This window comes from Paenibacillus nuruki (assembly GCF_001721045.1).
Lineage (GTDB): Bacteria > Bacillota > Bacilli > Paenibacillales > Paenibacillaceae > Saccharibacillus > Saccharibacillus nuruki.
In genome coordinates this window covers 252,431-270,860 of record NZ_MDER01000030.1, presented here as the reverse complement: position 1 = coordinate 270,860, position 18,430 = coordinate 252,431, and the positions used below count along the sequence as shown (strand labels likewise).

Here is an 18,430-nt window from a genome sequence, read left to right as displayed (position 1 = left end):
CAATTTATAAAGATAAGTTAATAAAAAAATATTTTGGTGACCATCAAGATACATCTAAAATTGGTATGTATATCAAACCAACAACATTCATTTCTAATCTTGATCTAAATAAAATTGAAAAAGAAATATTTAATCAATATACTTCTCAAATTGTTATGTTGCCCTTATGTGATATAGATATTATTTCAAATGAATTTCTAACATTAATAGGAAATAATTGTAAGCACTTTGACTTCAAAAAAAATTGTATATATACAAAAAAAGCACAAGAATATTCAGAGGAAAAAATAAAACTTTTAAATCTCTATTGTAATACCGAAAGATTTCCTAAAAATATTACTCCTAAACATCTTTATTATCCAAATCAAATAAAAAATGATGGCAATCATTTAATTCTAAAGGAATTGAATAAACAGTTTATAAAATTAATTTTACATTTCATTTGCAACTTGACTCATAAAGAATATTTTTTACTAAGAGGATATAAAGAAGTAAAAATTAATAACACTATAGAGAAAAATGATCCTATTGATTTAGAACAATTAAAATTTTTATACAATATGTACGACTCTATCTACACTATGCAGACACAAGATAAGATATTAATTGCTAGAAATGTTATGACTATATATTTGGAAGAAGATAGCACTATAAGTGAAGTATTAACTCAGATTAATAAAATTCATTTGGCTTATGAATCTAGTACAGAAAGCTATATTAAAGACAAAGTAAAAAACTTTTTTGATAAGAAAAAAGATTTAGAGAAGTATGTTAGAGATACATCAGAATCAATAAGCAAACAAATCAGCAACATTTCCGATAATATTATGAAAGCATGGTTAGCCGTTACAGCAGCAATATTAGGAGGAAGCGTAGCATATTTTGCTAAAGCTAACTTATGGTTAATTGCGATTTTCTTTTTAGTTTTTGCTATTTTAAATTGTTTAATCTTAAAATATCAAATTAAAATAGCAAAAGAAGAGCAAAATTTAACGAAAGAATCTTATGAGCATTTTTTAAAAAACGTAGATGTTATTAATAATGAACGCAAAAGAGAAGTCACGGGAGATATTGTTGAGAAAAAATATATCCTATTAACTTCTGTTATTAACTGGTTTATCAATTCTATGATTATCGCCACTATTATATCATTACTTCTTTTTCTAATTATGGGTGGAATAGCCCTGTATCAATACAATCATCCTACTCAAAAAGATGTACCAATAAAGTCTCAATCAGTTATTGAATCTACTTACTGAATAAGAGGAGAAACATAAAATGGGTGATATTAAGTTATTTCTTTTAAAAAATAATCAAGTGGAAGAACTTTCTGGTTATACCATTGCTATTGAGAAATCTCTTCAATCGTTAATGGAAAATAATTTAGATACTTTATTAGGTATTCGTTTTCTAGCCTCTGAATATTCCACGGGTAAACGTCATAATGGTCGTATTGATACACTTGGTATTGATGAAAATAATTCTCCAGTAATTATTGAATATAAAAGAGCAACCAATGAAAATGTCATTAACCAAGGATTATATTACTTAGATTGGTTGATGGATCACCAATCTGAATTTATGATTTTAGTTATGGAAATATTAGGAAGAGAAGTTGCGGATGCTATTGATTGGAATGTTCCTAGATTGTTATGCATCGCAGGAGGTTTTACTAAGTATGATGAACACGCAGTACAACAAATTGATCGTAATATTTCATTATATACTTATAAACGTTATGGAGAAGATTTATTTTTACTTGATCTAGTTAATGCGACAACAGCAAATTCTAGTAGTCTGCAAATTACAAATACAGATCACAAAAACTACTATAAGTCAGTATCTGAATATTTAGATAAAGCTAGTGTTGCTTTGTTAGATCATTATGAACAACTCAAAGCATACATAACTGCCCTTGGAGATGATGTACAAGTTGATGTTTTAAAATACTATATCGCTTTTAAAAGAATCAAAAATTTCGCTTGTATAGAAATTTATTATCAAAAAGATGAGATTCACATGTTCCTCAAAGTCGATCCAAACTCTATCCAATTAGAAGAAGGATTTACTAGAAATGTACAAAATATTGGTCATCGTGGTACAGGAGATTTAGAAGTTATTATAAAAAATGAAAAGCAATTAGAAAAAGCGAAGTTTTTAATTCAATTAAGCTATGAAATGAGTTAATAAGAGGGAGCAAGCTATAATAGCTTGTTCCCTTTTGTTTATTTCATAATTATAGACCAATTAGTCCGAATATAATTGACTATTTAGTCTGTAATAGTTATAGTGAAGACAGCACTTATTTTTTATTCAATAAATCAACTTCAAATTTCTTATTCGAAAGGCAGGTTTTTCGTATGCAAAATCATGTTCCCACTGGTTTATCTCCTATCGATATTCAGACTCATGATGCTCAAGCTACACAGATGATGAACACATTTAGCAAAGCGATGTTGGTTGAAGATATAGAACTGTTTCTCAGCCTTTTTGCAGAACAAGTGATTTTTGAATTTCCGTATGCCCCTGAAGGATACGCCAAACAGCTAGAGGGTATCCATGCTCTACGACAACATTTGGAATCGCTGCAAGGAATTATTGCGTTCACTCATTTCAGCACGCCTATGATCCATCTCGCTACTGACTCCCATACATTTATTGCTCAATTTCAAGGAGTAGGCACTTTCGTTGCTACAGGACTTCCTTATGAGCAAGATTATATTTCTGTAGTCACCACCTGTGATGGCAAAATCACTCGTTATCAAGATTATTGGAATCCATTGGTGTTAGGTTAATCATCTTAGATTAGATACGACTATTCAATTTATAGATAAAGGAGCTATTTATGAAAACTATTCAACATATTTTACTCACCGGCGGACAAGGCAAAACCTCATCTCGAATAGCTAAAATTCTGCTGACAGAAGGTTATCACGTTCGAAGAGCAGGAAGAAGTACTCCTTCTCTACAACATCCTCAAGCTCAATCTGTCTTTTTCGATTGGAATAATACGTCGACGTATGCTCAAGCTTTGCAGAATATGGATGCGGTCTATATTGTTGTGCCTGTTATGATGAATCCTGAAATTCTGGTTATTCCTTTTATCGAGCAAGCGTTGACACAAGGCATACAACGTATCGTGTTACTATCCAGTGCTTCGATCTCGATCGACCAACCTGTTTTTGGATATCTACACCGCTGGATCAGTGAACATGTACCGCAGTGGGCTGTATTACGCCCTTCTTATTTTATGCAAAATTTTACCGAAGCACAGCAAGCCCAATTTATTTTGGAGCAAGGTATTGTAAGTAGTGCTACAGGTGACGGTAAGATTGGGTTCGTAGATGCTGATGATATCGCTTCAGTAGCACTACATGCACTAACTGACGTAGTACCTCATAATACCGAACATATCCTGACAGGTCCTCAATCACTGACCTATCAAGAAGTCGCTACTCTGATTACAGAAGTAACTGGATTGCCTGTGACGTATCACCCGATCAGTGAATCTCAGTTAGAACAACATTTGCTTAACGCAGGTCTAGATTCAGAATATGCTAGCTTTTTAGCACATTTGGATACCCAAATCGCTGTAGAAGGTATAGAAGATAGAGTCAGCGACTGTATAGAAAAAGTCACAGGGAAACCGCCCAAATCACTCAGACAGCATATCCAGAATCACCGACATCTATTTGTAAATACAGCAAAAGGCAGCGTTTAACGCTGCCTTTTTGTTTTCAACACCGATAACGAAATCTCGATAATCGCTTGTAACTTTGCCCGATCAGCACCCAGTTTAGTTGTAAAAATCAATCCTGTTCGTTCATGCACTAGATACTGCGACATGGCAGTTAGATTCAGATCACTTTGGATCTCCTCTTGCTCCACTGCACGCTTTAACAAACGGTAAAATCCCGCTTCAATCTGTGCATTATTATCCTGTAAATACACATTCAATTCATGATCATGTGGAGCATATTCAAGCGCACTAGCAATAATAAAACACTCTTGCGCCAATTCGGGATCGACAAGCACATCAATCATTTTTTGAAAAAGCTGTTCGATCAACGGAATCGTTGCACCGGGTTGCTCCAGTACAGCCAGTAAGTCTTCTTTTTTGTGATCCATATAATGCTTTACCGCTAGAATAAATAAATCTCGCTTGGTTCCATACGTATCATACAGACTTTGACGGGCAATCCCCAATTCTTGCAATAGATCAGGTAAAGTGGTGCCTTCATATCCCCGACTACCAAATGTTTTCATTGCACGGTGCAACACCACAGTCGTATCAAAAGCTTTGGTACGTGCCACTATATTTCACATCCTCTATCGTTCACTCTACACCATAAGCTAACTTTACACTGCTCTCTGCTCTGATTTCCAGCTTAAATAATCAGTAATCGTGGTGATCGCTACCTCAATCGCATCTTCACTAGGCTCTAGCTTCGCATGATGCAATCCGTAAGGCGTATCGACACCCAACCAGAACATAAATCCCGGAATACGATCCAGAAAATATCCAAAATCTTCGCCAGTCATCGCTTCCGTACACTCCACTAGATTCACATCTGAACGTTGCTCTACCCAACCCATAAATTCATGCGTTAAAGTCGCTTCGTTAAATACCTGCAAATAATTCGATCCCCAGTCGATCTCTGCCTGACATTCAAATCCTGCTTCGATTCCTTTAACCAGTGCTTCGATTCGGGATTTGACAGCGATCATCGTGTCTGCTGACAATGTACGAATCGTTCCTTCCAGACGTGCACGCTCTGCGATAATATTTTGCTTCGTACCGCCTTCAACTTTACCGATGGTCACTACAGCCGAATCCAGTGGATTGATATTACGAGCAATAATCGTCTGCAACTGTCCCACCAACTGACAACCTGCAACCACCATATCATTTGCTTTGTGCGGATAAGCGGCATGTCCACCGGTACCGATTAGATCAATAAATAATTCAGACGTATTGGCAAATAAAATTCCTGCACGGGTCGCAATCGTACCGACAGGATATTCAGGAGCCACATGGAGTCCGATCATCTGATCCGGCATCCAATCGGCTAATTCTGCACTTTCTAACATCGGCTTCGCTCCACCGGGTCCTTCTTCTGCGGGTTGGAAAATAACTACAAGATCATCGGTCATCTGTGTTGTCGCAAAATGAGTCACCACTCCAAGTCCGATCGTCATATGTAGATCGTGTCCGCACGCATGCATGTATCCTTCATGTTCACTTTGAAAATCATAAGACGTCTGCTCGACAATCGGCAATCCATCCATATCGGCACGATAACCAAAACGGCGCTTCGGTGCGCTTCCATGGATATAGACCAGAATACCCGTACGCCATGTACGAATCTCCAAATGTTGTTGCGGAAGAGTAGCGATATAATCGAGCAAATACTGCTGTGTTTTGAATTCTTGAAATCCCGGTTCAGGAATACGATGTAGATCACGACGAATCTGAGTAAAAGTAGTCATCTGAATCTCCTTTTTATTTCTCATTCTAAGCTTGAAGGATGAAAGAAAGACCCAGCATGTGCGGGGTCTCCAGATCAATATATATAGTGATACCTAAGTCTAAATTATAGTGTACGTAGGTCTTGCAAAATTTCTGTTTTAGACTTTGTTTTGTCGTCTACTTGCTTGATAACACGTGCAGGAGTACCTGCTACAACAGAGAATGGAGGAACGTCTTGCGTCACAACAGCACCAGCCGCTACAACAGCACCTTCACCGATACGTACGCCTTCAAGTACCACAACGTTAGCACCGATCAATACATCATCTTCAACCGTTACAGGTTGTGCAGAAGGTGGTTCAATAACGCCTGCAAGTACAGAACCTGCTCCGATATGACACATTTTACCGACTTGTACACGTCCACCTAGAACAGCGCCCATATCGATCATTGTACCTGCTCCAATAACGACACCGATATTGATTACAGCACCCATCATAATGACAGCATTGTCGCCGATGGATACCATTTCACGAATAAATGCGCCCGGCTCGATACGTGCATTGATATTTTTCATATCTAACAAAGGAATCGCAGAGTTACGACGGTCGCTTTCGATCACTTGGTCTGCAATTTTGCTTGCATTTTCAGTCAAAACGCCTTGAATATCTGCCCAGTCGCCGAAAATAACACCTGTATTGCCTGTGATAAATGTTTGCACATCTTCAGGGAATGTAATGCTGTCCAATTCACCTTTAAGGTATACTTTTACCGGTGTTTTCTTTTTGCTTGTTTTGATCAAGTTAATAATTTCGTGTGTATTCATTTCCGTGGACATATATAGAGGCTCCTTTTATATAACTACATGTATTTTTAAATTATTTATCAGACCCAAAGGTTTGAACTACATCCTTTATAGCATAATCAAAGGTGCAGTCGCAATGGACACCATCTGGTTAAATGTTCACTACGTATGGAATTAACTATACCATATGCACTCTATAAGTTCCCCTTAATCCGCAAAAGATACAAAAAAATAGAGAAGAAGTACAAACGCACTTCTCCCCCAGATCTAACCGCTATCAAGTAATCCATATTTTTTACGAAAACGTTCCAAGACTTTGATCCATCCACCTGCTAGAATCGCTAAGAAAAAGACATTCGACAATGCATGTGCCAGATCAAAATAAAAGCTTTGTGCGTACACTGCCAGTACTGCTTTCCATTCCAATGCCACCGCAAGATCAATCACAACCCATAGGTTCATAATCCAGCCGAATAGGAATCCCCAGATTAGCCCGAACGTCAGCAAGCCCAGTCTTTTACGCATCCACCAGGTATTGCGAAGTAACCCTGCGCTTACGCCCATCATTCCCCATGCAAACATTTGCCATGGTGTCCACGGGCCTTGTCCAAAATAAATATTAGAAACAAGCGCAGCCATCGCCCCTACAATAAAACCTGCTTCAGAGCCGAACACAAGCGCAGATAAAATCACAATCGCCGAGACAGGCTTTACACTCGGTAAAGCAGCAAAAGGAATCCGGCTAACCGCCGCAATCGCCGCCAGCATCGCAAGTAAGACCAGTTCACGCGCTTCTAACTTCCGCCGTTCAAAGCGAACAAATAATGGCAACATCACCGCCATTAACAATACAAAGCTTAATAACATATAATGATCACTCAGCACCGCATTAGACAATGCTAATACTAAAATACTCAGCCCTACAGCGATCATCAGCCAGAGGCGGGAACGTGCCATAACTTCAGTACCTCCTCTGCGGTTAAGATACCGGGTAACCAATCCCGTACCACTCGATTGACTGCTGTCGTATAAAATACATTTTCACTAAAAAAAGTAGAAGGAACATCTGTGGCTGTAATCATACCATCGAACAACATGGCGCATCGACTACTATAACTCGCTGCAAATTCTACATCATGAGTTACGATTACAATCGTATGTCCAGCCTGGCGAAGCTCCAGTAACTGCCGGGCTAAAGCGATTTTGGCAAGTGGATCAAGCCCTTTGGTCGGTTCATCCAATAGTAAAATATCTGGATTAAGCAACAACACAATCGCTAAAGCCGTTTTCTGCTGTTGTCCACCGCTAATATCATGCGGATGCTTCTGTTCCAATCCTTCTAATTGCAGTTGCTTGATCAGCTTGGCAATCACCACTTCTGGTTCAGCGACCCCTGCATAATGAGCCGCTGTAGACAATTCTTCTGCAACCGTATCATGGCTGAAATAGAGTAATGGATTTTGTGCTAGATAGCCTATTTTCACATGATCAGCTTGTTTGACTGTTCCTCGCCTTGGTTTCAGTAGCCCTGCCAGCAGTTGAAGCAGTGTCGATTTCCCTGCTCCATTGCCTCCAAGAATCGCTAACATTTCCCCCTTATAGATCTGCAAATCTAACTTTTTCAATACTTCAGCGCTTTTCTTTTCATATTGGAAAGTGACTTCACGACATTCTAATAATATCGATTCTTTGGATCGTTCAGGTGATTGCATCTTTTGCATAGATAAAGGAATAGACTGATTGGCTATAGCATGTACTGCCCCATCGTTCCAATCTAATGTTTGTAGCCACTGCTTGCCTTCTCGTACGGTTAACGGAATATGTAGATCTGAATAAGCTTCTTCTGTCTGCATCGTCCAGAATAACTGTGTCACTGAAGGCAAATATTTGAAATCATCGGATAGATCATCATGTGACTTTAGATCATGTATACGATGTGTCTGTATCTGCTGACTGACTTCACGCGGAGAACCGCTATATTTCAATTTCCCTTTTTCCAACATAATCATCTGATCGGCTAGCGGAATTACTTCTTCTAAGCGATGTTCACTAATAATCACAGTCGTTGAAAATTCTCGATTTAACCGATAGACCATCGAAATAAATTCACGCGCGGCGACTGGATCTAATTGAGATGTTGGTTCATCAAGTAGAAGCAACTTCGGCTGTAATAGCAACACCGAAGCAAGATTAAGCAATTGCTTTTGCCCGCCGGATAATTCATGGATCGGCTTGTATAATAAAGGTTCTAATCCAAAAAATTGCGCAATCTCTGCTAATCGACTACGCATCACAGGAAGCGAATATCCCAGATTTTCCATACCAAAAGATAATTCATGCCAGACCACATCCATCACAATACTGTTATCTGGATTTTGGAACACCATGCCTATCTCTTGAGCAGACTGCTGGGCTGGTAATTCGTTCAATAGATTACCGTTATAATAAATGGTTCCATGGTTCTGCCCGACAGGTGTTAATTCAGGTTTGAGTTGTCGGAGTAATGTCGTTTTGCCACAACCTGAAGCTCCGCACAATACGACAAAATCGCCTTCATTCACTGTAAACGTGATATCCCTTAATACCTGATGCTGTTCGTCAGGATAGGCAAATGAAAGTTGTTTTACTTGGAGTATTTCCATGATAGCCATTCCTTTCCTTCTACAATCACAGGAATCAGCATATAGATGCCAAAACATACATACAGTATCCAATCCTCCATACTGAATACCATCGATTGCATTCGTGGATAAATCACTGCTCGTCCCCAGCCTAGCGCACTGCCGACCATGATAACGAGGATCAATATAGATAGACATCCAGTAAGCCAGCGATCTCTACGATCCATCCGATGCACGACATAAGCGGTACGCTTGGTTGTACCGTATCCGCGTGCTTTCATCGAGTCTGCGCTTTGTAGAGCTTCTTCTAGCGACCAGACCAGCAGTACTTTGACAAGTGTCATTCCATCCCTCATTCGCTTGGTGAGTGAACCTTCGTGGACACTGATCCCTCGTGTACGTTGCACTAACGTAATCTGGCTTAATCGTCTGCGTAATAAAGGGACAAATCGTAATGCCATCATCACCACCAATGCACTTTGAGGAACAAGTCTTGCAAACAAATACATAAATTTATCGGTCGTCACATTGTAGTTATACGATAAGCTGGTCAACAAAATCAGTGTTAGCGATAACAACATAGTCACTCCGTACAATACCGATTCTAACGTGATCGGCTGATCCATAAAGTAAAATAAAATATAACGACCTCGATGAGAAATCAACGGATTAATAACAACGATCGCTATACCGATCAACAGATACAACGGAAGCATTTTGACTATTGTACCTCCATGCTTTTGTATCACAATCAAACTCACCAGCAATACAATCCCTGTCAGCAAAAATACAGGATGAAACAAAAGCATCCCGCACAATAACAGTCCTCCGTAAAATAAAAACAAAGTCACTGGATGAAGAGCACGGAATCCGCTAGTCAATTTTTGGCTCCTACATCTTTACCAAGATCTGTGGTGTATAACCAGTCGATTCGATCACCGACTTGAACTTTATACGCGCCTGCACTCATATTAGGGAAATTGCCATTCACTTTGAACATCCATCCACTTGTAGGTCCTTCGTCAAATTCATACAGATTGTCGATCCCTTCTACATAAGCGAACCCACTAGATCCTTGATACTCCATCGGAATGCCTTTGCTACGAGTCACTCGCTTGAGTAAATCAAGAGCACTCTCACCTGCTTCTACAGGCACTGCTGTAGCGCCTAGAATATTGCTGTCTCCAGTGATCGTTAATGTTGCTGTCGATGCTTGAGGCTGTGGTGTAGAGACCGGTGGTGTCTTAGATGGTGCAGATGAACCTGACTCTTTCGGTGTTGTTGTAGAAGGCTTGGTTGTACTGGTACTTGGCTTGCTTGATGGTTTATCTATAGCAGTACTTTTATCTTTGGTAGTATCTGTCGTGTTTTTGGTTGTACTTTCTTTGTTGGTCTTCGGAGTCTGTTCTTTAGCATTTTCGGTTGACTCTTTTGTTGATGCTGAACTTGAAGCACTGGACTTATGACTTGATGGTTCTGTCGATGCACTGGATGAAGAATCATCGGTATTATCTTTTTGATCGTTAGCTGCATGGGTGGTGTCTGCTTCAGTCGGAACTTGAGTACCTGTAGCATCTTTAGCCGAGGCATTGTCTTTAGGCGTTGATTCTGTAGAAGAATCTTGGGAGTCTGTACCTTTGTCTATCGTAGCCTCTTGAGATGATGCTGAATCCGAAGTGGCTGGAGAGTCTGTCGTTGCGGTTGTCTGAGAATCAGTCGCAGATGAAGAATTCGTTGGTGCTGTAGAAGAACAACCACTGACTAATAACAACGTCAACACCATAGCTGTAATCGTTAGCGACAAGCTATATCTTTTGCCTGATCGGTTGAAAAGAGCTTGGGATCGCGAATTTTTATCATTCAGTTGCTTGCGCTCTGTACAGGTATCTTTCTTTGTATCTGTCTGGTTCATCTTGCATTAAGCCTCCTTAAATACACAAAACGGAACGCTGGACACTATGATCCCCGTTCCGCTATGTCTGTAATGAGTGATATCTTTTATTTTACCGTAAAATTAGTTCGCTTGTGCCATCTTTTGTACATTGATCGCTACAACTGCTGCCATTTCACGTGTTACTTTAGCTTGTGGATCAAATGTATTGTTTGCACCCACCATAATTCCATTGCTCACGACAGCACTAACAGCAGGACGTGCATAGTTGCCGATTTTCGCTTGATCAGCAAAAGAAGTATTGGATGTCCCTTTGAGTGCAAATGCACGAGTCAACATGACTGCCATATCCTGACGGGATACCGGTTGATTCGGTTGGAAAGATGTAGCGTTGATACCTGTAATGATTCCTTTACTCTTCGCTGTCATAATCGCATTGTAATACCACTGGTTCGATGATACATCTTTGAATGCTGTACCATTTGAAGGCGTATTACTAGACTCTGTTGATCCCGTCAAACGCACCACCAAGGCTGCAAATTGAGCGCGTGTTAATTGTTGTTTCGGAGCGAAACGAAGTTCCTGATCACTTACCCCTAGCATTAGCCCTGCATCATAAGCACGATGTACCGAATCAGAAGCCCATGCTGAAATCGTATTTTCATCTGTAAATGTCACCGCTGTTGTTGTGCCTGTATCTACAGGTGAAGTCGATGAATTTGCTAGATTATAGATCGTATTACCACTACTCAAATACTGTTGATACGCCACCAAAGCAAGCAATGCTTGTTCTGTTGCAATATTGTCGCCTGCACCGCCTACTGTATGGCTGTATGCACCATTACTTTGACGGAATTGGCTAAGACGTGTCATCAGATCACCGCTTGATTTGGTAAAGCGTGCATCTTTAGGATTAATGCCTGCTGAAGCCAGTGCAACAATCACTTGAGATACACTTTCACTACTATCATCGTTATAAGCAGAATATCCACCATTCGCTTGTTGTTGCGTAGATAGATACTGGACTGCTTTGTCGATCGCTGTCTGTACTTGAGTCTGTGTGCGTTCAGGAGCAAGCGCCGCAACTGCCATAGCAGTCATATCGACACTGCTAGCTTCACCTGTTGCGAGTGGGAATCCACCATCACTATTTTGCGCGCTTAACAACCATGTCACTAACTTGTCTTTGTTCCATGTTGCTGTAGAAGCTACGTTATAGTTGTCGCTGTTGAGTGCAATTAGAGCAAAGATCGGCCCATTGGTTCCTTGAGCTGTCATTTTCTCATGGTTGACCATTTTGTCGATTAAGTTCACACCACTTACAGCTGTAGGATTGCCACCTGCTGCTTTGATCCCTAGAATCAATCGTTCCAGATCGGTCACTTTACGGAACGAACCTGCGGATTCTTTCACCTGAGCGGTCGCCCCAGTTAAATAGCTTGCAGGTAATGTTCCTCCTGCGCGTGCAATACCGACAGCTTCCCATTCAGTTAACGAGTCATGTGTTAATACATTTTTGACGGTTGTATTAATATCTGTTGTTAATTGTTGAAGATCAGCAGAACTGGCTAATACATCGCTATTAATAACGGCATATTTGGTAAAATGAGAAACGGTTCCTGTAATAATACCTGTTTTGGCATCCAATGCAGTTGGAACAGGAATCCATTGATTGGTAGCTTCATTGAGCCATGCAATCGTTAGCTTGGACATTGTATTATTGTAGACAGGAATTTTGAATGAAAGATAGACAGGTTTTTCAAACTGCTGTCCATTTGGTGTAAATTCGTACAGACTGGATACTAGCTCTGGACGACTCCCCATTTCTTCTTCAATGCCAATCGTAGTGTTGCTTTTCACACTATTTGCTGGCACGATAAATTGTACTTTACCTGCTGGATCAGCAAGTGTTGCTTTCTGATCTGCTTTTACTTCTGTACTCACACTGACTTTGGGCGCAGATTCTAATGCTTTAGCAATCGAAGTGGCTGTGCTTGCTGTCATCGGTGAACCTGAATTAAGCACTGTCGTCGTCTGCCCTGCTTCTTGGACAGGCAATTGGTTAGTCGATTTCACTTTCAATTGAGACAATTCACTTTCCACTTGAGAAGGAATCGTTGCCGGGAAAGCAACACCTAGACTGTTATTAGCACTTCCACCACCACCGCCAGAAACAGTAGCTGTACCATCGCTATAACGCCATGCTAGATTGTCTCCTGCTTTTAACGTATACGCTCCTGCTCCTGTATTCGGTTGTTGTCCATTGACCGTATATACCCAACCACTTAAAGGTCCTTTATCAAATTCACTGAGTCCATCAATAGCTGTAACGTAAGCTGTACCTCCGCTACCTCTATAACTCACACGACTTGAACCTAACTGACGTAGTAATACGCTAAAAGCGGTATCTCTATTTTGCAATGTAATCGAAGTCGTAGGCAAGATAGTACTGTCACCTGTAACAGACATCGTTATTGTATTGGCAGTCGGTGTCGTTGTGCTTCCACCTGTACTGTTATCGTTAGCCACAATTAATGTAGACGTATTGCGAACAATGACGGGTACATTATTACTCCGATATCCTGTGACAGCTACCGTATATGATCCTGCACTCATTTTATTAAATGAAGCGATCCCTTGTGCATTGGTCGTTACCGTTTGGTTACCGACTTGTACTTGTACATTTGCCGCAGGGCTTACTACTTTATCGCTGGTAAAGGTATCATTATTCCATACCCAATCTGCTTTTTGTACCGTAACGTTGAAGCCACTACTTGATTTCGGTAACGCAGGTGATGTCGTGACAGACTCTACTAATGAGATGCCATAAGCTCCAAAATACACATACACTTGATCCGAAGGTTCTAATACAAATGCGTCCATACCTACATCTGGAGATATCCATTGACCATTACGTTTGACCGCAAATAACCAACCACTGGATGGGTCTAGATCACCACTGTTAATGCCTGCAATACCAGTCACATATTTACCAAAAGAAGCACTGGCAATTGTTAACTTGATTCCGTTTTGCGAAGCTACATTTTGAAGAGCATCCAGTGCATAGACAGCATCTGTTACTCCTGTTGTTACAGGTGCAGCAGGCCCTTCTACGGTTACAGAAGCTTGTACTTTATTGCCTTGTCCGGGTTCAGGAGTAGGCGTTGGGTCTGGCTCAGGTTGTGGTGCTGCAGGAGGATTAGGATTCGTGTATAGTACCCCTGCATTTTGTGTATATAGATCATAAGCAATTAATGCTCGTAATGCTTGATCCGTTGAAAAAGCTTTATCTGATGTGCTTGCTTTAAGTTCATGACGGAAACCACCATCACTATTTTGAAAAGCAAGTAAACGATCGATTAACGATTTTCCATTTTTCTCAAATTGAAGGTCAGTTGGATTGAGTCCAAATGAAGCTAGACCAATAATCGTCTGAGCAATCGATTCACTGCTCGAATCGTCTGACTTCTGGATCAACCAATTGACGGCTTTTTGTCCTGCTGTCTGTACATCAGCACGATCTTTGTAAGGTGCTAATGCACTAAGTGCCATACCATAATAATCTGTTGCCATTTCGGGTCCATTGATCGCTGCTACTACACTATTAATCAGTGTATCGCGCCCTTGCTTCGCACCATTAGGTACTTGGTAAGTGCCTGAATCCAGAGCAATCAAGGCAAACATCGGCCCATTAACACCTTGTTGATTAATATTGTCATGATTCACTAATTTGTCGATCAAATTACAGTTAGAAATATTCGTCGCATTCAAGCCTGCGGATGTTCCAGCAATCACCATACGTGCTAGTTCGGTTACCGAAGGCTTGGCTTGAGCACATAAGTTGGTTACTTCTGTTCTCAGACTACTATAGTAGCTAGCCGGTAACGCTTTGCCTGTGCGTGCATAGCTCACAGCGATCCAATCGCCATCTACTCCACCATTAGCGTCTATATATTGCATTGCTTGTGCAATCGCTTGGCTGTAGACCGATTGGCTTACAGTAGCGTTGACGGTTGAATCGTTGTTAGTATAAACGGCTTGAGATACGGTAGGTGTTGTTGTCTGGCTTGATTCGTCTGCCGCATAAGCAGAAGCAGAAAATACACCGGATGAACCTAGCGTAGAGATCGTAAGCACCAGTGTTAAGATGAATGCGATCCACGGACGAGATGGGGATGATTTCATATGAGACCTTCTTTCTTGTTTTAATAAAATGGACATAACGACAGTACAACATAAAAAAGCCACTTCAGCGGAAGTGACTTAAAAGGCATAACAGTACAGCATTTCATCGCCTATCTATAGTGTAGGCTTAGAATGATATGACTGTTTCTCCTCTTTGCTCCGAAGATGATAGAAACGATTGCTCGCAAGGCAGGTCTCCTGGCTCTGCTTCATCACATCCTCCTACCTTCCCATCGCTTCATGCAACAGTGGCGTACTACTGGAGTTGTTCAGCATTTACAGTGGCGGGACCGCGCCGGAATACACCGGACTTCCCTTTTAAGCGGATACAAAACCATATTCGTATCTGCACCTTGGACAATAGAATATATGTAATTGTCGTATTTATCATAGCGATAGCACAGGGCTTTGTCTACGAATTACGCTAAATTACTTATAGAAAATATATGAAAAATAAAAGCGCATCCTGCTCACAGGATACGCTTCTTTATAACAATAATATTCAGCTTACGCTTTAACTTCTATCGTCCAACCAAATGGATCTGCGGCTACGCCTTTTTGGATGCCTGTTAATGTCTCATACAACTTGGCAGACAATTCGCCTGTTTTGCCTTCGTTGATGATCATTTTTTCGCCTTGCCAGTTCAGTTCGCCCATTGGAGAAATAACCGCTGCGGTACCTGTACCGAACGCTTCTTCCAATTTGCCTTCTTTGTGCGCTTCTTCTAATTCATCAATTGAAAGAATGCGTTCTTCCACAGGAATATCCCAGTGCTTCAGCAATTGAATAATCGAATCGCGCGTAATTCCGCTAAGAATACTACCGTTTAGCGCAGGTGTTACCACGATACCGTTAATTTTGAAAAAGACATTCATACTGCCGACTTCTTCGATGTATTTACGGTGCACGCCATCTAACCAGAGTACTTGGGAATAACCCAATTCTGTAGCGCCTTCTTGTGCTTTAAGTCCTGCTGCATAGTTACCTGCTGTTTTCGCCATACCTACACCGCCGGGAACAGCACGTACATATTTAGATTCAACGAAAATTTTAACCGGATTGATGCCTTCTGCATAATAAGCACCTACAGGTGAAAGAATAATCATAAATTTATACTGACGAGAAGGAGATACACCAAGAGTTGGTTCAGTTGCGATAACAAATGGACGCACATACAGTGAATTACCTTCACCTTCTGGAATCCATTCACGATCCGTTAGAATCAACTGACGCAAAGCTTCAAGTGCCAATTCAGGATCAACTTCTGGAATACTCATACGCTCATTTGAAATGTTTAGACGCTCTATATTTTTGGTAGGACGGAACATGAGAACACGTCCATCTTCGGTTGCATATGCTTTAAGTCCTTCAAAAATCGTTTGTCCATAATGGAATACTTTTGCCGCCGGGTCCATCATAATGGGTTGATAGGGAACGATACGTGCATCATGCCAACCTTGCCCTGCATCATAATCCAAAATAAACATATGATCTGTAAATTGTGTACCAAATACTACCCCATCCATTGATGACGGTTTCTCTTTTTTATTCTTTGTATGCTCAACAGTGATCTCTATACTCATAGTCTATATCTCCTTAAACAAATTATTCCCTAAATCATATCACTTCTTATCCCAAATCGAAAATACTTAAAAACAATAAGTTGATAGGTAAGCTGTCAAAGCAACTTTAGCCTCTACTCAATGCCTCTTTTTCCTTTATAATAAATCACAGTACATTCAAACAAGGAGGCAAGATCTGTTATGACTATTCCTGAAAATAATTCAATCAACAATATCGAGCGGTTTTCCGGTTTTGAAGATGTCTATGATCAGCATCGTCCAGTGGCGCCTAGTCTTGTAGTTGATATCCTTTCAAATTATTTGCAAAAGAAACCCGGACTTGTGGTCGATGTGGGCTGTGGTACAGGGTTATCTTCTTTTATATGGCGGGATCGGGCAGACCGAATTATTGGGGTAGAACCGAATCTGGATATGTTAAATAAAGCCCGGTATAAGCTCAGTCTGACGACACAAGCCGATCATTTATCATTTGAACAAGGCTACTCGAATCAGCTTTCTCTGGATTCGAATAGCACCGATATCGTCACATGCTCTCAGTCGTTCCACTGGATGGAACCTGTCAGTACACTCAAAGAAATCGCTCGTGTGCTGGTACCCGGTGGTATTTTTGCGACATATGATTGCGACTGGCCACCTACAGTCAACTGGCAACTGGAACGCGAATACAACAACTTATTAGCGATCTCAGAGCGTATTATTGCAGAACAAGCAGACCCTCACAAAGTTGCTCATAAGCGTAACAAAGACAACCATCTTCAACAGATTGAGCAAAGTGGCTACTTCCGATTTACCAAAGAAATTGTATTTCACAATATCGAAGCATGTAGTGCAGAACGGTATGTAGGGATTTTGCTCAGTCAGGGGGGAATTCAAGCAGCACTTCAATTAAAATCTGATTATTTAGAATCCGAGATTAATATTTTCCAAGCGATGGCAGATGATTATTTCCGTGGTGGAGTCACCAATGCCATGTTCAGTTATCGGATGAGACTCGGGATTCGTTGATTTAGATTTAATATGGTTAGAAATGAGAAGAAGCACTGAACTAATGTTCAGTGCTTTTGTTGTGAAGAATACGTATCTTCAAGCTACTATATTTTCAGGTTCATTTACAACCCTTTTTCACGTAAATTGATATGATCTAGCTCTGTACTGCTATTAAAAATAAATTCTAACTGATAAGCTCCGCGCACATACGTAACTTTTGTTTGCTTCATTTTGCCGTTTTTGATTGTTGTTGTAGCACTTGGCGTGTACCAGTTTTTGAGTAACATTTTCATCGTGATCCCACCGATATTGGTCTGACGTTCAACAGTAGTACCGAAATAACGCATCTCACGAATTTTGGTCAATTTATAGTTAAATGCATAACCCGGATTCCCCATCTCTGCATGATACGTATCGAATCCGTCAGCATCGGTCATCGCTTTGTCCGGTTTACCAAAAGCTTTTACCACTTGATCTCTAGTCGTTTTGCCGACTGTAAATGCACTGGCATTGCCCGGAAATTGTCCTTTTAAAGCTGGTTTGTAGAAGCTATTTAGCGTTTTCAAAGCCATTTGGCTATCGCTAGTCGTAACTTTGCTAGGTGTAGCCGCAGATACCGTCTGTACAGAAGCGAATCCACTGGTGAGTCCAAGCGTTCCGACAGCCAATACACCTGTAAGTGTAGCTGTAAGCATGACTTGTTTGATCGATTTTTGAGTATTCATATTCATTTCCTCCTTGTGAATAAGGCTATAAACTATGTCTTATTCATGTGTGTGTTGCTTGATTCCAACGATAGTCTGTTCATTGTGATAAAGATTAAGTAACTATATACTTATCTATACCGAAAGTATAAGCGCTTATACTTAACATTTCAGAGTATACTT

At 40.5% G+C, this 18,430-nt stretch carries 15 protein-coding genes and 1 riboswitch; of the genes, 5 read left to right on the top strand and 10 right to left on the bottom strand.

Going from position 1 to position 18,430, the window contains the following annotated elements; all coding sequences use genetic code 11:
* The 4 genes from PTI45_RS24065 to PTI45_RS05820 all read left to right on the top strand — a co-directional run.
* Positions 1-1,259 (top strand): hypothetical protein (locus PTI45_RS24065; protein WP_175425124.1); only part of this gene is annotated, 1,259 nt, incomplete at its 5' end.
* Positions 1,260-1,278: 19 nt separating this feature from the next.
* A complete protein-coding gene (locus PTI45_RS05830; RefSeq protein ID WP_069326593.1) occupies positions 1,279-2,187 on the top strand; it encodes a DUF5655 domain-containing protein in 909 nt (302 codons plus the stop codon).
* A 173-nt stretch (positions 2,188-2,360) separates the two neighbouring features.
* Positions 2,361-2,795: a nuclear transport factor 2 family protein gene (locus tag PTI45_RS05825; protein WP_083243372.1), complete on the top strand. Its 435-nt coding sequence runs from the start codon at positions 2,361-2,363 to the stop codon at positions 2,793-2,795.
* Between the two features lie 50 nt (positions 2,796-2,845).
* Positions 2,846-3,721 carry an NmrA family NAD(P)-binding protein gene (locus PTI45_RS05820; protein WP_069326592.1) on the top strand — a complete coding sequence of 292 codons (876 nt, stop codon included), beginning with the start codon at positions 2,846-2,848 and terminating at the stop codon, positions 3,719-3,721.
* Here the strand turns inward: PTI45_RS05820 and PTI45_RS05815 are convergent.
* The 9 genes from PTI45_RS05815 to PTI45_RS05775 form a co-directional block, all read right to left on the bottom strand.
* Complete coding sequence (locus PTI45_RS05815) at positions 3,718-4,314, bottom strand: TetR/AcrR family transcriptional regulator (RefSeq protein ID WP_069326591.1); 597 nt, start codon at positions 4,312-4,314, stop codon at positions 3,718-3,720. The genes PTI45_RS05820 and PTI45_RS05815 overlap by 4 nt on opposite strands.
* Positions 4,315-4,359: 45 nt before the next feature.
* The gene (locus PTI45_RS05810; protein WP_069326590.1) at positions 4,360-5,490 is read right to left on the bottom strand and encodes an N-acetyldiaminopimelate deacetylase; all 1,131 of its coding nucleotides are present in this window, start codon (positions 5,488-5,490) and stop codon (positions 4,360-4,362) included.
* A 104-nt stretch (positions 5,491-5,594) separates the two neighbouring features.
* Positions 5,595-6,308 (bottom strand): 2,3,4,5-tetrahydropyridine-2,6-dicarboxylate N-acetyltransferase, encoded by a 714-nt coding sequence (gene dapD, locus PTI45_RS05805; protein ID WP_069326589.1) that lies wholly within the window; start codon positions 6,306-6,308, stop codon positions 5,595-5,597.
* A gap of 234 nt (positions 6,309-6,542) precedes the next feature.
* Positions 6,543-7,232: an ECF transporter S component gene (locus tag PTI45_RS05800; RefSeq protein ID WP_069326588.1), complete on the bottom strand. Its 690-nt coding sequence runs from the start codon at positions 7,230-7,232 to the stop codon at positions 6,543-6,545.
* Positions 7,208-8,926: an ABC transporter ATP-binding protein gene (locus tag PTI45_RS05795; protein ID WP_069326587.1), complete on the bottom strand. Its 1,719-nt coding sequence runs from the start codon at positions 8,924-8,926 to the stop codon at positions 7,208-7,210. The genes PTI45_RS05800 and PTI45_RS05795 overlap by 25 nt, the downstream gene beginning before the upstream one ends.
* The gene (locus PTI45_RS05790) at positions 8,899-9,777 is read right to left on the bottom strand and encodes an energy-coupling factor transporter transmembrane component T (protein WP_083243371.1); all 879 of its coding nucleotides are present in this window, start codon (positions 9,775-9,777) and stop codon (positions 8,899-8,901) included. Before PTI45_RS05790 ends, PTI45_RS05795 begins: the two co-directional genes overlap by 28 nt.
* Entirely contained in the window at positions 9,774-10,808 is a 1,035-nt protein-coding gene (locus PTI45_RS05785) for a DUF4430 domain-containing protein (RefSeq protein WP_069326586.1), read from the bottom strand. The genes PTI45_RS05790 and PTI45_RS05785 overlap by 4 nt, the downstream gene beginning before the upstream one ends.
* Before the next feature lie 102 nt (positions 10,809-10,910).
* Positions 10,911-14,972 carry an S-layer homology domain-containing protein gene (locus PTI45_RS05780; RefSeq protein ID WP_069326585.1) on the bottom strand — a complete coding sequence of 1,354 codons (4,062 nt, stop codon included), beginning with the start codon at positions 14,970-14,972 and terminating at the stop codon, positions 10,911-10,913.
* Between the two features lie 171 nt (positions 14,973-15,143).
* Positions 15,144-15,343: riboswitch (cobalamin riboswitch) on the bottom strand.
* A 136-nt stretch (positions 15,344-15,479) separates the two neighbouring features.
* Complete coding sequence (locus tag PTI45_RS05775) at positions 15,480-16,556, bottom strand: branched-chain amino acid aminotransferase (RefSeq protein WP_069326584.1); 1,077 nt, start codon at positions 16,554-16,556, stop codon at positions 15,480-15,482.
* A 180-nt stretch (positions 16,557-16,736) separates the two neighbouring features.
* Between PTI45_RS05775 and PTI45_RS05770 the strand changes: the two genes are divergently transcribed.
* On the top strand, positions 16,737-17,561 hold the full coding sequence (locus tag PTI45_RS05770) for a class I SAM-dependent methyltransferase (RefSeq protein ID WP_069326583.1): 825 nt from the start codon (positions 16,737-16,739) through the stop codon (positions 17,559-17,561).
* A 104-nt stretch (positions 17,562-17,665) separates the two neighbouring features.
* On the opposite strand, the gene PTI45_RS05765 is transcribed toward PTI45_RS05770, so the two are convergent.
* Positions 17,666-18,268: a YjgB family protein gene (locus PTI45_RS05765; RefSeq protein WP_069326582.1), complete on the bottom strand. Its 603-nt coding sequence runs from the start codon at positions 18,266-18,268 to the stop codon at positions 17,666-17,668.
* Positions 18,269-18,430 lie beyond the last annotated feature (162 nt).

Excerpts from the sequence above, each read along its gene's own strand:
- PTI45_RS05785 (WP_069326586.1), bottom strand. The coding sequence starts at position 10,808 with ATGAACCAGACAGATACAAAGAAAGATACCTGTACAGAGCGCAAGCAA.
- PTI45_RS05830 (WP_069326593.1), top strand. The coding sequence starts at position 1,279 with ATGGGTGATATTAAGTTATTTCTTTTAAAAAATAATCAAGTGGAAGAA.
- PTI45_RS05825 (WP_083243372.1), top strand. The coding sequence starts at position 2,361 with ATGCAAAATCATGTTCCCACTGGTTTATCTCCTATCGATATTCAGACT.
- PTI45_RS05780 (WP_069326585.1), bottom strand. The coding sequence starts at position 14,972 with ATGAAATCATCCCCATCTCGTCCGTGGATCGCATTCATCTTAACACTG.
- PTI45_RS05800 (WP_069326588.1), bottom strand. The coding sequence starts at position 7,232 with ATGGCACGTTCCCGCCTCTGGCTGATGATCGCTGTAGGGCTGAGTATT.
- PTI45_RS05810 (WP_069326590.1), bottom strand. The coding sequence starts at position 5,490 with ATGACTACTTTTACTCAGATTCGTCGTGATCTACATCGTATTCCTGAA.
- PTI45_RS05770 (WP_069326583.1), top strand. The coding sequence starts at position 16,737 with ATGACTATTCCTGAAAATAATTCAATCAACAATATCGAGCGGTTTTCC.
- PTI45_RS05775 (WP_069326584.1), bottom strand. The coding sequence starts at position 16,556 with ATGAGTATAGAGATCACTGTTGAGCATACAAAGAATAAAAAAGAGAAA.
- PTI45_RS05765 (WP_069326582.1), bottom strand. The coding sequence starts at position 18,268 with ATGAATACTCAAAAATCGATCAAACAAGTCATGCTTACAGCTACACTT.
- PTI45_RS05795 (WP_069326587.1), bottom strand. The coding sequence starts at position 8,926 with ATGGCTATCATGGAAATACTCCAAGTAAAACAACTTTCATTTGCCTAT.
- PTI45_RS05820 (WP_069326592.1), top strand. The coding sequence starts at position 2,846 with ATGAAAACTATTCAACATATTTTACTCACCGGCGGACAAGGCAAAACC.
- dapD (WP_069326589.1), bottom strand. The coding sequence starts at position 6,308 with ATGTCCACGGAAATGAATACACACGAAATTATTAACTTGATCAAAACA.